A 14,150-nucleotide genomic window follows, 5' to 3' on the forward strand; every position below is an offset into this window, starting at 1 on the left:
CAGCAAAAAGAACGTCATGCTGAGCGAAGCGGAGCGTAGCCGAAGCATCCTACCGCGTCGTTGCATCGTTGCGGACGAAGCGGTAGAGATGCTTCGACAAGCTCAGCATGACGGCCAGGTGAGGTCTAGTTCAGAATCACCGACTCCCCGTTGTCTAACATTTCTTCCAACTCGGCGCGGAGGTCGTTCAGGTACTCTTCCAGCTCAGGGCGCGAGGCAATGGTGGTGCGCGGCAGCTTGTACATCTGGGCTTTGGGCTGCGTCAGCTTCACGGCCGCCGCGTGCACCGCCTGAAACTGCCCCGGCAGCGCGGCCAGCTTGGTTTCCCAGGTTTCCAACGAGGCCTTTTGCAGGTCGCTCAGCAGGCCGGCGGCGTCCAGCGGTTTTAGTTCAGGTTTCTTCAGCAGCTGGTTCTGGCTTAGCAAGTCATGCTTCTGCGGCTGGGCCAACTTGGTAAAATAGGAGTCGGCCTGCAGCGTGTTCATGCGCGCATCGTAGTCGTCGATGTAGCGTTGTTTGCGTTCGGTTAGAGCGGTTTTCAGCTCGTCGGCCAGCCGCGCCAGCAGAGGCGCTACCAGGTCGGGCTCGTGCAGCAGCAGGCGGCCGGCACGCAGCGCGTCGGCTTCCTCACGGATGGGCTCGATGACGGGCGAGACTGCCGGCGCTAGGCGCAGCAGGTCAGCCAGCAGCTGCCACTGTGGCTGGCGCTGCTTGGCAATGGCGGCTTGCTGGGTCCAGTCGGCGTGGAGCTTGCGCAGCTCGGCTTGCTGCTCCAGCAGGCCCAGCAGCCGCTCATTGCCTTCGCGGCCTTCCAGGTCGTGCAGGGCCTGGGTGTTGGGCGGCGCGGGCATAGGCGCTTCGCCGCCCGCCCGGTCGGCCAGGGCCAGCAGGGCGCGCAGGTAGTTGCCCGAGGCCGCCAGCTCCTCACCCGACTGGCACTTGATATCCGCCGAGGCGAACAGCTGACGTAGCTTCACCCGGTCCTTCGCCTCCACGGAGTGAACTTCCTTCCGGAACTCGGCCGCGCTAATCTTGCTCTGGTTGAGGGTGGTTTCGGTGGTCGAAATCTGGTCGGTCAGGCGCAGCATCAGCAGCATGGTGTCCACGGCGTCCTGCTCGAAGCCGTAGGGGCTCTTCATGAAGTGCTGCCGAATGGCCTTGCCCTGGTGGGTGCCGTTGCCCATGAAGCGCAGAATCTCCACGGCCACGGGGTGGTCTTTCACGTCGTTTTTCCAGCCCACTTTGGCCAGCGCGTCGGGCGCGTTGCCGATGGCCTTGGTCAGGGCCGCGCCCCAGCCGGTGAAGTCCCCTTTAGCCTTGAACTCCGGGAATTGCCGGTCAGCCAGGCTGCCGAGGGCGTCGCGCACGTCGGCCATTACGTCGCCGGTGTCGATTTTTTTGCCGCCGGCCAGGTACACGGCCGCTTCTTTGCACGCCGCTTCAATTAAATCCTGCAGGGCCTGGTGGGCCAGGCCGCGCTGGGTGGCCATGCTGCGCCGGGCCTGCTCCGATTCCGGCGACAGGTTATTGGCCTTTACCTTTAAGGTATGGTCGGCAGCCAGGTAGCGCACAATTTCGCGGCGAATATCCGCATCCCGGTACTTGGCCACGTACACGTAAGACAGGGGTACGGCCGCGCCCTCACTGCGTATTTCGTTAAGCAACAGGCTTTCCCCGTCGTTCCACCCATCCCGAATCCAGACGTACAGCAGCCGGTTTTCGGTGGTTGGGCGGGTGGTCAGCTGGTCCCAGATTTCAAAGTCGCGCTTCACCCGGGAGGTGCCGTGCACGATGTTGATGGCCTTGGACCGCTCCTTGAAGAAGTTCACGATACGTTCGCGTAGCTCCCGCTGAATCTGGTCGCCGCCGGTGTTGGTCAGCTTGGCTTCGTGCTTTTTGTATTCCTGCTGCCACTCGGCTCCTACTTTCGTTTGCAGGCGGTACTCGTTCGCAATCTGCATCAGGTGCTGCTGCTGCACTAGCCGCTGAATGGCGGCCTTCACTTGCTCGCGGAAGTCATCCGAGGCTTGGTTCAGGTTGTCGAGCAGCAGGTCGGCAATGGTGTTGTCGTCGGCCTGGATTTTGTTGCCCGGCACGTTGTCGGGCAGCAGGTCCAGCAGGAATACCACGGCCAGAATCCGGCTTTCCAGCTCACCGTGCGGCCCTTTGGTCTTTTGCAGCTCAATCAGGTTGAGCGTTTCGTTGAGCAATACCGGGCTCTGCGACATCTGGGCCTTTTTCTGCCAGAACACGAAGTCGGCCGGTACGATGTGGCCCAGTGGCTTGTGAGCCACGTCGTTCACCCCGTCGTTCACGATGCGCAGCTGGCTGCGCAGCTGCCCGTCCATGCCGGCGGTGTCGATGATTTGTAGGATGCGCTTCCAAAACTTGCGCGTGGAAGGCAGCATGGGGTAGTCGGCGCTCAACAGCTCCCGCTCGGCGGTGCTGTAGCTGAAATCCGAGCCGCTCAGGTTGCGCGAAATCTCGCCCAGCCGGTCTTCCAGCAGCTTATTGAGCGGTACTACCGCCGAAGGCTTTTTGTGCAGTACGGTTTTACGCGTCACCGTTTCCACGTCGGTATCCGAGAGCAGCACGCTCACCGAGAAGCGGTGAGTCAGGGGCAACAGCTGGGGCGTGTCGGTCAGGGCGTTCTGGCCCGTGGCCACCAGCAGAAATTTGCCCTCAAACTCGGCGCAGAGGTCCTGGGCCAGGTTTTGAATCTCAATGGTGCGGCTGCTGTCTTGCCCGATAAACTGCTGCACCTCATCCAGCACGATGATGGTACACGGAATCTTGTCGCCGAACTTCAGCGGCAGGATTTCCTTTTTGATGGTGTAAATCAGCTGCTCCCGGCTCAGCATTTCATTCGGGCTCTGGGGCCGGAAGTTGGTTTCAAACCGGTCCAGCACCTGGGCTTCCGAATCGGCAAAGCTGGGCAGCAGCTCCAGCACGGCCCGCGCCAGAATGGGCGAAACCGACAGGTTCTGGGCTTCTTCTTCCAGCGTGGTTCCTTCTGCCTCCATGCGGGCTACAAGTTCATCGTGAATGCCCTGCTTGATGCACCAGTGCACGAATTTGAACAGGTGCAGCTGCGCCGGCAGGTCCAGTGCCTTCAGCAGCAGACTGAGGAAGGAATATCGGATATCGGGCGAAGGAAAGTCCTTCAAGGTGCCAATCACGGCCAGCTTGCCCTGCACCTTCTGCTTGCGGCCCAGCTCCACGAACAGGTCGTTTACCGGGGTCGGCAGTTGCTTGATAGTCCGGGCGGTATCGCCCGAAGGAAACGCAAAATCCTCCCACAGGTAGCCCAGCATTTTCACCAGGTGCGACTTACCACTGCCGAAGAAGCCGCTCACCCACACGGCCGGCTGCTGCGGCTTTTCCAGATGCTTCAGGTAAGTATCCAGAATGCGCTGCAAGCCCCGCTCGTATTCGCCTTCGCACACGAAAGTCTCCAGCTCGTAGCGGACAATCTTTTGTTCCTGTGCGTTGATATTAACAACCCCATCGTTGAGCAGATTGCTGGATTGCGGGGTGAGGGTAAATAAGTCGCGGTTTAACATGGAAGGGTAAGCAAGGAGAATTAACCCGTGATGGGGCGGGCGAGGTAGTTCCAGCCGTCGCGGGCATCCAGCAGACGGTATTGATTTTGGCTGTATTCGCCGGGAAAGAAAACCAGGAGCCGGCCGCGGCAGCTGCTGGCCACAGCTTCCAGCACATCGGCCAGGCGCACGAAGCCAAATAGCGCGCCGGCGTCCCGCACCACCACCAGGGTTTGCTCGTCGGGCTGGCCCGCCTCGATGGCTGTGCGCAGGTAGTCGATGGCGTACTGCCGGAAGCCGACTTCCAGCTGTGTCATCAGGGCACTTGGCTTGGCAAAGTAGCTTTCCCGGTATTTGTGGGCAGCCATCCACTGCGGAAAGCAGGGCTTCAGGGAGACCAGCAGCCATTTCTTGCCGGCTTGCTTGGCTGCCACCTCGAAGTCGCCGAAGTTCAGGTCGATTTTTCGCTGTTCCGCCGGGTCATATACCAGGAACCACACCCGCTCGTGGCCGGAAAGCGTGTTGGCCCAGGGCTCGCGCAGCACCGACTGGAACGCCAGCAGCAGGGATTCAACTTTCGAGGCCATGCAGGTCGAGCAATTTATAGAGTTGAGGGAAAGCAAAGACCGTAACGGCGGCGGCAGCCTGATACTGGAGCAGGTTGTGCAGGGCCGCTTCGGCGGCCAGCTTGCGCACTTCGGCCTCGGGCAGGCCCAGCGCCTGAACCCATTTGCTGCGCAGAATAAACTCACCTCGCTCCCCGTGTAGATAGGCCAGCAGCAGGGCATAAGTCACCGCGTAGAGTTGCGGTTGGGGCTGCACCCGGCGGGTTTTCACTTTGCCTTCCAGGTACCCGGCCTGCTTCCAGGAACTGGCCAAGCGCTGTGCAATGGCATGGGCGCTGCCCTTGCTGTACCGGTCAGGATGCCGATGCTCCAAGCCTTCCAGGAATTGCTCCACGGTAGCGGATTCCCCCAGCCGCGTGTTCAGGACCAGGTCTGCACTCTCGGCCAGCAGCGGCTCCCGCGTCAGGGCGAGCAGCAAAGCCATGATGCGCTGGTCGGTTTCGCTGGCCAGGGGCCAGAAATAAGCAAAAGCCCGGAACGGGGCGTACTGCGGATTAAACGTGTAGAGCTTTTGGAGCAGAATGTTGGTTTTATCCAGATTCGATTTCGTGCGCTTCCCTACTACGTTCTCGCTCAGCGAATCGTGAAAAGTACCGCTGCCGGCTGCGTAATTCATCACCCGGGCCAGCTCCGCAAACATGATGGTGCGGCTCGTGTGGATAGTAGTAGTGGTGCTCAACTGTTTCGAAACAAAAGCCGGCAAAAAGGCTAAGATAAGGGTAGGACTTTTAGCGTAAAGCTACTCAATTGCGAGGGCACAAGTAATAGGAATCTCCCGTTAGTTAAGGCTTGTCGGGGTGTCCATTACAGCCCCAGGCTTTGGGCTGCATTGTAAGATACCACGTTGTTGAGCTGGGTGTAGCGCTCAATCATGGCGTCCGTTTTCTGCTTGGTCTGGTTCTTAATGGCCTTATGGGACTGCCCATTAAGCACGGCCACCGTCACAAAAGACACGCGCAGCGAGTGCGCTGAGTAATCGGGGCCGAGTCGCTTTTGCACTAGCTTGTTGATGGATATGTCCGAAAGCCGCTTGTCCGAGGGGGCGGCCATCTGCCCCGGCCGGGCCCGGGGAATCTTCACAAACAGCGGCCCCGTGGTGCGGTCCAGCAGCTTTAGCCAGGCGCGCAGGCAGCGCACGGGGCAGTAATCCGCGTTGGGCGCGTAGAAAATGGCTTTGTCCTCGACCGCCCCGTATTGGTTGGTCTTGCTTTTGGCCAGATGCACCAGCAACGCCCGCTCCGTAAACTCCAGCTGCTCGATGTTCAGGTCCACCAGCTCAGAGCGGCGGAAGGCCCCGGCGAAGCCCAGCAGCAACAGGGCCCGGTCGCGCAGGCCGGCTGACGTTTCTAAGTCGATGCGGCGGATGGCCTGCTTCAGCTCCTCGACGGTGAAGGCCTGCGCCTGCTCCTGACGCTTGCCCAGGGTGCGGGCAATACCTTCCATCACGATATTAAGGGCATCCAAAGTGGCCGGCAGCCGGTGCCCCGCGAGCTGATGGGCTTTGCGGATGGCGGCCAGGTGGCGCTTGATGGTCGCCAGTGCGTGGGGCCCAGTGAGCGGCTGCTGGCCCTTCTTTTTTCCCCGACTGCCCCTAGGTGCTGGTTCGATTTTCTCGGAGGCCAGGTAGGCGACGTACTCCGTGAGGGTATCCACGTCGGCCGGCACGGCGACGAATCCGTGCTGCTCGCAAAAGGTCACGTAGCTTTTCAGGTCCGAGGTATAGGCCCGCTCCGTGTTGGCCGCGCCCTGCAGACCGGCCTCCAGAAAGCCCACGACTTTAGCAGAGGCCCGGCCTAAGTGGTGGCTGAGCGATTGGGAAGCGTCGGGTGCTGGGAGAAGGGACAGGTCTTCGCTCATGGAATGGTTCGGCGGTGCCAACGCCGGGGCTGTCGCACACCTTATATAATAGGTGGCGGAACGGGCTAAACTGCTCCGATTTTCACGAGCAAAGATAAGTTATGATAAGTAAAGCTTATCATAACTTAAAATTAATCATTCAGATAAGGAGAGTGGGGATGATAATTAACACTTATGATTCCTAGAATCCATTGAGTAGGTAAATCATATTACTCACGAACAGAGTTGCTTTTAAAGGCCCATTACCTAGTGGTGTACCTTGTCTTAGGATATGAGAAATTCACGGAAGTCACTTTTCTCTTTCATCCCAGTTAGGCTGTGTAGGACTCCCGTCAAGGATGAACTTTGTTCATACAATTTATGCGGTCAAGGCAATGTTATTACCTGGTGGTTACACTGCTTGAGTTGAGCTTGTTGTAAGTGGGCAAAGTCCTGCGAAGCTAGTGCACCATCAGCATGGTACCGACTAAGCTGCAAAAAAGGCCCAGTGACTTCTCGCTGCCCATCCTAGCTAGACCCCGTCAATGAATCAGCGGTGAATCACTCGCAAAAGCGACTGGTCAGACGGAATGGTAGCATGGAGAAGGGGCGGAGGTAAGGCTTTCGAATATTTATAAATATCTATTATTGATTTTGTTACTGACCAAGATTGTTTGCCATATATTAGTTTCCTTTTCTGCCTTCATATGACAGCCATCGCTACTGCACTTACTATTCAAAGCCTATTTCCAGCTGTACGAAATGCAGGAGTTAGTCAAAACGGGAGAACTACAGGGATGGTCTTTGTAGGTATAGACTTTGGCACGTCAACTACAGTCATCAGTATCGCGCAGCTGAACGGCGGGCTGGAGGCACCTATTCAAGTGCAGCCCGTCTGGACCGAGCAGGCACAAGCAGATGGTATTGGCACCGAGTCCGCAGACAAATTGCCTTCAGTTATTGCTTGGCACGGGGAAAAGCTACTGATAGGAAATGGAGCGGCAGAGTTAAAGCATCAGCTCAAGCGCGGGGTGAATGTTTGGTACTCCTTTAAAATGGAGTTGGGGGAGGACTTGGGGTCTAAATATTTCAACAGTGAACTGAAGCGCAACCACCCGGTAGCCACTATTTTAAAGCCAACGGACGCGGCAACGGTCTTCTTTAGTTATCTGAAAGAACAACTAGACCGGCACCTTGACAAGCTGGGCACTCGCCCGCAAGTTGAGTATGCAGTGAGTATTCCGGCTTCATTTGAGGCGAATCAGCGGCGGGATTTACTCAACTCACTCGCAGAAGCAGGCATTAAGCTCGGCTCGCAGGCACTGATTGATGAGCCTAATGCAGCTTTTTTAAGCTACTTGGTGGCCAGCACGGCCACCGAGCGGGGAACTCAGCTACTGCTTACTCCTGATTACCCAATCCATCTACTCGTTTTTGACTTTGGTGCTGGCACCTGCGACGTTTCGGTCCTTGAAATAGGTACCGCACTGCAGGGTACTTATTCCAAAAACCTGGCTATTTCCCGTTTTGAGAAATTGGGAGGAGATGATGTAGACCGACTTATTGCGCTGCGGGTGCTGTTGCCACAGCTGCTGGCCGAAAATGGCGTTACTCTGAAGGACTTCCGGACTCCCCAAATCAATAAAGGCATTTTGCCTCGATTGCTGAAGGCTGCGGAAGAGCTGAAAATTCGCCTCTGCAAACAAGTGGCAATGGAGATGCAGACGGCATCGGAACTTCCAATTGTAGCGAATAGTGAAACGGCCGTTACGTTGGGATTCCCGATTGAGATTTTTCTTCCCAAACATCAGCTAACGCTCAAGCAACCGCGCTTGTCCTATAGGGAGTTTCAAGAGCTAATGGGGACGTTTACGGGCAAGGCCGGGCGCACTGCGGCGCATCAGGAAGGTCAGGAAGAGTTTGTCAGCATCTTCAGTCCCGTTGAATCGGCGTTGAAAAAGGCAGGGCTAGCCAAGGCAGAAATTGATTATGTTCTGCTGATAGGGGGCAGTGCCAAAAACCCTTACATCCAACAAGCTTTAGCAGCTTATTTTGACGACTCGGAACTGATAATCCCGCAGGACTTGCAAACGCATGTGGCCGCAGGAGCGGCAATTCATTCCCTCATCTACAATGGCTTCGGCAAGAACATTATTCAGCCGATTGTTAGTGAACCGCTACTCATCGTGACAAAGGGTGGCCAGCCTGAGGTGTTGGTCAAGGCTGGAACCTGCATACCGTGCGAACCGGTGGCGTTGGACGAGCTGGTGACTCAGCGTGACGGACAGGCGCAGATTGAAATTCCTATCTGCGTATCGAGCACAGATAAGGTATTACAGGTGCTCAAAGTATTTGCGCCCGCCAACCAGCCTTTTAAGGCCGGAACACCTATTCGACTGGAATGCAGCATTAGCGCTGACAAGCTCGTACACGTGCAAGCCACTGTCAATGGGCAGGTGGTACGCGTAGAGCCTATGAATCCGTTTGCGAACCGCGCTCTGAGCACAGCCGAGCGGATGCTTTACCAGGCGGAACGCAATGCTAACATTGCGGCCGAGCAGCAAGGCGGCAAACCAGCTGAGAGCACCTTGTATAAGCTTTTCCAAGCTTATGAGTTTGCAGAGAATCATTTGCGGGCGGCAGAGACCCTTGAACTCATTCAGGAGTTGTATCCAACTAATGCGTATCATAACAGCATTGGCTACCACTATGACATGGCCGGGCATCGCGACAGGAGCCAGCCTTGGTACGAACAAGCCTATCAGCGCAATCCGGCTCCGGTAACGGCCTTCAACTTGGGTATGAGCTTCAGGTACAAAGAACCTGCCCGGTATGAAGAGCTTATGGAGGAGGTAATGCGAATGGACCCCTCCTACCCCTATGCTCCGCACTATTATGGGGAGTATTTGATGAATCGGGGCGATGCCAGGGGAAAGCCTCTGGTGCAGAAGGCGTTTGATATTTTCAATGCCCGTTTTGAGGCCGGTACACTAGGTTCCAACGACTATCATCGACTAGCTGACTGCGCGCGAATTTTGGGCGACAAGGCCACAGCCCAACGAGTGGAGAGCAGGGCACCTACAAGGCAGGAAAAGGGGCTGTACGACGACCAAAACCTGGCAAAACTGCGCGATAACACTGGTTTAGCAAAGCTATAACCCTTCACCTTTTACTACTCTGCAAGATTATGAAATGGATGGTTCAACGCACGAAGCTGGACAGCGACCAAGAAGAGTTGATTACGCGCCACATCAGGGGCGGTAGCGGCAACGTCTGGATAAAGGGGCACGCTGGCAGTGGTAAGTCGGTACTGCTGGTACACGGGCTTCGTGACAAGCTAGTTGAAAACAAAAATCTAAAAGTGGGCGTTGTGCTGTTCACGCGGGCATTGGTGGATTTGATACGAACCGGCCTTGATGAGTTGGGAGTGGAGAAGGAGTTTGGCGTTCGGGTGCCTGTGATGACGTACTATGAATTGCAAAAGACCAGTCAGCAATTTGACTTGCTGTTTTGCGATGAAGTACAGGATTTGCCCTCCAGTATGATAACGCTGCTGCGCAATAAGGCGAAACGAGTTATTGTAGCGGGCGATTCGCAGCAGTCAATTTTTACGCATGACCCACAGACTCGTGAGCCGGTAGTAAGACCAGAGGAAATTGGCGCTTTGCTGGGCGGGCAGTCCCACGAGCTGCCGACGATTTATCGGTTAACACGGTCCATTATTAAGATGGTCAGCAGCCTGATTGGCGGCACCATTCTCGGAGCACGTCGCGATGCTACCAAGCTCGATGTGCAGGTACGCCTAGGCTACACCAATGATGTATCAAGGGAAATTAAGTATGTGTGGCGTGAAGCCAGTAAGCGGGCTCAAGCAAGCGAGTCAACGGTTATCCTGTTGCCTTTCCGGGAAAACATCGCGGCTTTTTGTAACGCCGTATTAACGATCAATGGCAAACCCGCTTGGACTGTTGTTCCTGACCGGTGGGGCAAAAACGAGGATTTTGCAGCCATGAACCGGCATTTAGAAGCACAAGGCATCAAGCTCGAATACATTGGTAATGGGGTTGGTACACTCGATGGGGCTTATACCAACCATCGGGTCGCGGTCATGACTTATCACAGCTCGAAAGGATTGGACTACGAAAACGTGTATTTGCCATGGGTATCAGCAGGACTGCACTTGAACGGTGGTGGCAAAGACAAGACCCTATTCATGGTTGCCATGACTCGCAGCCGCAAAAACCTGGTTCTAACCTATTGTGGTACTCGCAGCAGCATGGTGGACACGCTGGCCGGCGACTGCACCTTGTTTGAAATCACAGATGCCACAACAGCCTCGGCTCAACCACAGGCTACTACTTACGACTTCTAATTTATGGCTGCTCAACGTGCCTTGCTGCCTATTTATAGGCTTCGGTTCAATCTGTTGTATCAATTTGGTTTCATTGAGGTTAATCCGGATGAGTGGGTCCTTTATGAAAAGGACACGCCTGCAGGGCACCCTGATGTATCAGAGGCAAGCTTACTCGCTAAAATTCCTGCCTTCAGCACAGCTGACGAGGTAATTCTGTTGGATATTGAATTGCCAGAGCAAAGCAAAGCTGCTTTACAAGCTGCTAGTGCATCTATAGGGATACACTATCCACAACTCAGCATAGAGGCCCAAGCAGCTTTTGATACCCTAGCCGCAGAATTGAGTAAGCCGCATTCTATTAGCGAGAAATCTCGGTTAAACATTGTGCAGGTGCGGCGTCTGTATCCGCTCACTACACAAGCCGGACAATTATTAGCTTCTCGTTTAGACCCGCGTATTAAGCGGCAGCCAGCGGTGTTTGAAGCTGTAGCAGAGCAGGCTGACCACCGGTTATTGGCGTCGGAAACCCGATTAGGCAGCGAAGCACTTCTGGAAATAGCTGGGGTCCCTAGTAAACATCTTGACGAAGGGTTATTGCAAGATGTGGAAAAGGCTGTGGCAGTACGCCTAGAGCGACGTGAAATTCAAACGAGCGATTCTTTCTGGGTGCATTTAATCGTTTATGGACGATATGAGCCTTTTCCCAAAAACGATTATGGGTACCTATATGACCTATGTGTAGTTTTTCATCGCAGCCTCAGCGCCCGCGATGGCCGTCGAGGACATGATAACAGCTACGAAGCAACCAGATTTTACAAAGCACTAGAAGCTAACAGAGCAGCTTCTACTCGCGAGAGAGTCACCCAGTTGCTTCTCAACGCTGAATGGGCCGAGAAGCTGAGAAATGAATTAACAGACACTCGTACTAACCTCAGAATGTACCTGAGCGCATTCATCTACCTTAAATTCCGGGGGGAATTTGAAGCAGAGGACTATCAGTTCAGCGGTAAACTTCTCGATTTAATTCGTCTGACGGCCGACCACTATCCATCGGAAACGAGAGTTGCCCTGCAATTACTAGGCGGTTTTTTAACATTCAATAAGATTTCAGGGGCTTACTATGAAGTAAGACAAATCCCCTTATTTCAGGAGCGAGGGCAGAAATATATTCCAATTTCAGAATATAAAACAAGTTCCCAGCGCAGGGCTGAATTATTTGCTGTGCCGCCGACAGCATCAATCCTTTCAGGGCCGAGTAAAAAGGTAGTTCCTGACGAAGAGGCCCCGGTTTTCGAGTGGAACTTGACAGCTGAACAGGATGCTAGGCAGAGAGCGCAGGCATCGCAGCAGATGGATGCTCCTACTCAGGAAGCAGCCTCGGTTGGGTTAGAGGAGTTGCAAAGCGGACCTAATATTGTTCCTCTTCCCGAAGCACCTGCAATCAAACCAAAGCGCTCATACCAGAAGAAAGGAAATACTTCAGCCGTTCCTAAAGCTGAGAAGCTAGTTAAGGTTAAGGAGTCAACTAAAACTAAAAATAGGAGGGGGCTGCTTGATTCCATCTCTGGCCAGCTGACAATATCTTCAGAGGAATCGCATACCGAAGCACCAGCACCTGATTCTACGCCCGAGTCGTAAACCACTTTAATATGGAGCAAACTTCTTATTCGCCTCCTAGTGCTATCGATGATGCTTTCCGGTCCAGGTCTTTAGCATAAGAGCAAAGAAGCTCAACCATATCAGGGTTGAGCTTCTTTGCTCTTATGCTAGGCAGTAAATCTATTCACCGATTACATACACCGGCACAGCCTGCGCGTCGACGCCCCGGCCGGTTTCCTTCTTGACCTCTCTGCCATCCAGCAGGATAGAGCAGGTGATTTCCGAGGCCGCCGTGCCTCCGTCGATACTGGCCAGGATGGTCAGGTTGTCGCCTTGCTTCATGGTCCGCTTAAACTTGTAGCTCACCGGCAGCGGTGTGTTGCTGAGCGTCGTATTGCCGCCGCTTTCATTGGTGTAGCTCAGGTAGTCCGAGGTTGGAGCATTGGAGGTAACCTTGTATTCTACCTGATACTGGCCTTGGTTAAAAGTTTGGTCCCAAAATTACATCGGGCCACCCATGGTTAGTTCGCCACAGCAACACGGGCAGCCGTGTCGGCGGCACTGGTAACCACTTGAGCAAAGACCTTACTTGCTTGAGGGGCACTGATGCAACGGGATCCTTCGGCAAGTTCGATTATCGCCGCTTCAAGCAAGGAGGCTTCATGTGGTTATTAACCCGGCGCTCACGGGACGTCTTCGATGCCCTGTATTTCGCCCTGCGGGGAGTAGTAGAAGAGTTGGTGCTTCCGTACTATGTGGCCGAGCGTATCGCGAAACTGGTAGCGGTGGGACACGAAGCATACTCGCTGTCCTTGCTTTGTTTGACAGGTCTGCCGGCCAAACGCTACACTTTCGTAGCTGTCCGGATTCGACAGATGCTGTAGCAAATAGGAGTGCACCTCTTGTTCAGGTGAACTGCCCTTGGCGGTGTCAGTAGTGACTGATTCGGAATCCTGCTGCCACTCCTGGACTACCCGCCACCCAATCCACCCCCAACTACCAAAAGCCAGCAGCAACAGAATTGCGACGCTAGCGACGCTGACCACCCGCCATGTTGCCGTGGGAGCAGTCCTGGATTTTTTAGGAAAGCGACGCGCGTGCATGCCAGAAGTAGTGATGGTGGGTAGATACCTGAAAAGGCCCTGGTTGGCGTCAGGACTACAGCAGCACGCTGTCGACGGGCCGGGCAACGGCCGGCAGGACTGACTCACCCAGCATCTGCCGCAGGTCTACCTCGATGGAGCGGCACAGCGCGGTCATGGGCACGTCGTTCATGCGGTTTTCAAAAGGGTCTTCGCTCATGTCGCCTACCAACTCAATGGTGCTGAACACCCACGATAGGGGTCGCACTAGAGTAGGAACGGAAAACAACGCTAAGGCCAGTTGGTCGAATTTTGGCGGGTCGGGGTGTCTCAGAATACGTGCGTTTTTCCGCTCCGCTGGTCGCGCTCGTTTGGCCTCCTTACGAGTCGGGCAAAAACTGTCTCATATGCTGTTCTCACGAATCAATGGCTCGCTATCTTTGCTCCTGCTGACTTCCTGAGAATACCGCCTATGATTTTCGGCTACGCCCGTGTTAGTACCCCCGACCAGCAGCTACACCTGCAAACCGATGCCTTGCAGGCCTACGGCTGCGCGGAGGTCGCGCAGGAAAAAGTATCGTCCGTGAAAGAGCGCCCGGCGCTGCAGCACCTGCTGACCCGCCTGCGGGCGGGCGATACGCTCGTGGTCTGGAAACTCGACCGACTGGGCCGCTCGCTCAAAGACCTGGTCACACTGGTCAGCGGCTTTCAGCAACAGGGGATTCACTTTGTCAGCCTGCAGGACCATCTGGACACGACCACCGCCCAGGGCCGCCTCATGTTTAACCTGTTTGCCTCGCTGGCTGAGTTTGAGCGCGACATCATTCGGGAGCGCACCAAGGCGGGCCTGACGGCGGCCCGGGCACGGGGCGCCAGGGCGGCCGGCCTAAAGGTCTTTCCAAAGAAGCCCTCTCCAAAGCCCAGGCCGCAAAAACGCTTTACCTGCAACAAGACAAGACGGTAGCAGAAATCGGGCAACTGCTGGGAGTGGGCCGGGCCACTATTTACCGTTACCTGGCCTATCTGGGGGTAGCAACCGGCGGAAAAGCGCAGGAAGCGGCGTAGTTCGGGCCGTTCTATCCAGACAGCTCAGTGCCCCCGTCAGAAAGTC

At 55.4% G+C, this 14,150-nt stretch carries 11 protein-coding genes and 1 pseudogene; 6 read left to right on the forward strand and 6 right to left on the reverse strand.

Annotated features, from left to right (window positions below; genetic code table 11):
- Window positions 1–125: 125 nt before the first annotated feature.
- The 4 genes from brxC to ACN19L_RS21520 all read right to left on the reverse strand — a co-directional run bounded on the left by brxC (window position 126) and on the right by ACN19L_RS21520 (window position 6,025).
- Window positions 126–3,563, reverse strand: coding sequence for a BREX system P-loop protein BrxC (gene brxC, locus ACN19L_RS21505; RefSeq protein ID WP_426491440.1), 3,438 nt, complete (start codon window positions 3,561–3,563; stop codon window positions 126–128).
- 20 nt (window positions 3,564–3,583) lie between these two features.
- Window positions 3,584–4,129: a BREX protein BrxB domain-containing protein gene (locus ACN19L_RS21510; protein WP_426491441.1), complete on the reverse strand. Its 546-nt coding sequence runs from the start codon at window positions 4,127–4,129 to the stop codon at window positions 3,584–3,586.
- Entirely contained in the window at window positions 4,113–4,871 is a 759-nt protein-coding gene (locus tag ACN19L_RS21515; protein WP_426491442.1) for a hypothetical protein, read from the reverse strand. The genes ACN19L_RS21510 and ACN19L_RS21515 overlap by 17 nt, the downstream gene beginning before the upstream one ends.
- Window positions 4,872–4,972: 101 nt before the next feature.
- On the reverse strand, window positions 4,973–6,025 hold the full coding sequence (locus ACN19L_RS21520) for a tyrosine-type recombinase/integrase (RefSeq protein ID WP_426491443.1): 1,053 nt from the start codon (window positions 6,023–6,025) through the stop codon (window positions 4,973–4,975).
- A 686-nt stretch (window positions 6,026–6,711) separates the two neighbouring features.
- Here ACN19L_RS21520 and ACN19L_RS21525 point away from each other — a divergent pair.
- Genes ACN19L_RS21525 through ACN19L_RS21535 form a run of 3 tightly spaced genes read left to right on the forward strand, consistent with a single transcriptional unit; the run spans window position 6,712 to window position 11,996 of the window.
- Window positions 6,712–9,162, forward strand: a complete 2,451-nt coding sequence (locus ACN19L_RS21525; protein ID WP_426491444.1) for an Hsp70 family protein — start codon at window positions 6,712–6,714, stop codon at window positions 9,160–9,162.
- Between the two features lie 29 nt (window positions 9,163–9,191).
- A complete protein-coding gene (locus tag ACN19L_RS21530; protein WP_426491445.1) occupies window positions 9,192–10,376 on the forward strand; it encodes a 3'-5' exonuclease in 1,185 nt (394 codons plus the stop codon).
- Between the two features lie 3 nt (window positions 10,377–10,379).
- Window positions 10,380–11,996, forward strand: a complete 1,617-nt coding sequence (locus ACN19L_RS21535) for a hypothetical protein (RefSeq protein WP_426491446.1) — start codon at window positions 10,380–10,382, stop codon at window positions 11,994–11,996.
- A gap of 141 nt (window positions 11,997–12,137) precedes the next feature.
- Here ACN19L_RS21535 and ACN19L_RS21540 read toward each other — a convergent pair whose 3' ends face one another.
- Window positions 12,138–12,323, reverse strand: coding sequence for a hypothetical protein (locus ACN19L_RS21540; RefSeq protein WP_426491372.1), 186 nt, complete (start codon window positions 12,321–12,323; stop codon window positions 12,138–12,140).
- Window positions 12,324–12,529: 206 nt separating this feature from the next.
- On the opposite strand from ACN19L_RS21540, the gene ACN19L_RS21545 reads away from it, so the two are divergent.
- Window positions 12,530–12,841 (forward strand): hypothetical protein, encoded by a 312-nt coding sequence (locus ACN19L_RS21545; protein WP_426491373.1) that lies wholly within the window; start codon window positions 12,530–12,532, stop codon window positions 12,839–12,841.
- Window positions 12,842–13,115: 274 nt separating this feature from the next.
- Here ACN19L_RS21545 and ACN19L_RS21550 read toward each other — a convergent pair whose 3' ends face one another.
- A complete protein-coding gene (locus ACN19L_RS21550; protein WP_426491374.1) occupies window positions 13,116–13,307 on the reverse strand; it encodes a hypothetical protein in 192 nt (63 codons plus the stop codon).
- A 204-nt stretch (window positions 13,308–13,511) separates the two neighbouring features.
- Between ACN19L_RS21550 and ACN19L_RS21555 the strand changes: the two genes are divergently transcribed.
- Together ACN19L_RS21555 and ACN19L_RS21560 are read left to right on the forward strand one after the other, a co-directional pair.
- On the forward strand, window positions 13,512–14,003 hold the full coding sequence (locus tag ACN19L_RS21555; RefSeq protein ID WP_426491447.1) for a recombinase family protein: 492 nt from the start codon (window positions 13,512–13,514) through the stop codon (window positions 14,001–14,003).
- Window positions 13,979–14,104, forward strand: a pseudogene (locus ACN19L_RS21560) (hypothetical protein); the annotation flags it as partial. The gene ACN19L_RS21555 and the pseudogene ACN19L_RS21560, both read left to right, overlap by 25 nt.
- Window positions 14,105–14,150 lie beyond the last annotated feature (46 nt).

The sequence above is a fragment of the Hymenobacter sp. 102 genome, assembly GCF_049949205.1.
Taxonomy (GTDB): Bacteria; Bacteroidota; Bacteroidia; order Cytophagales; family Hymenobacteraceae; genus Hymenobacter.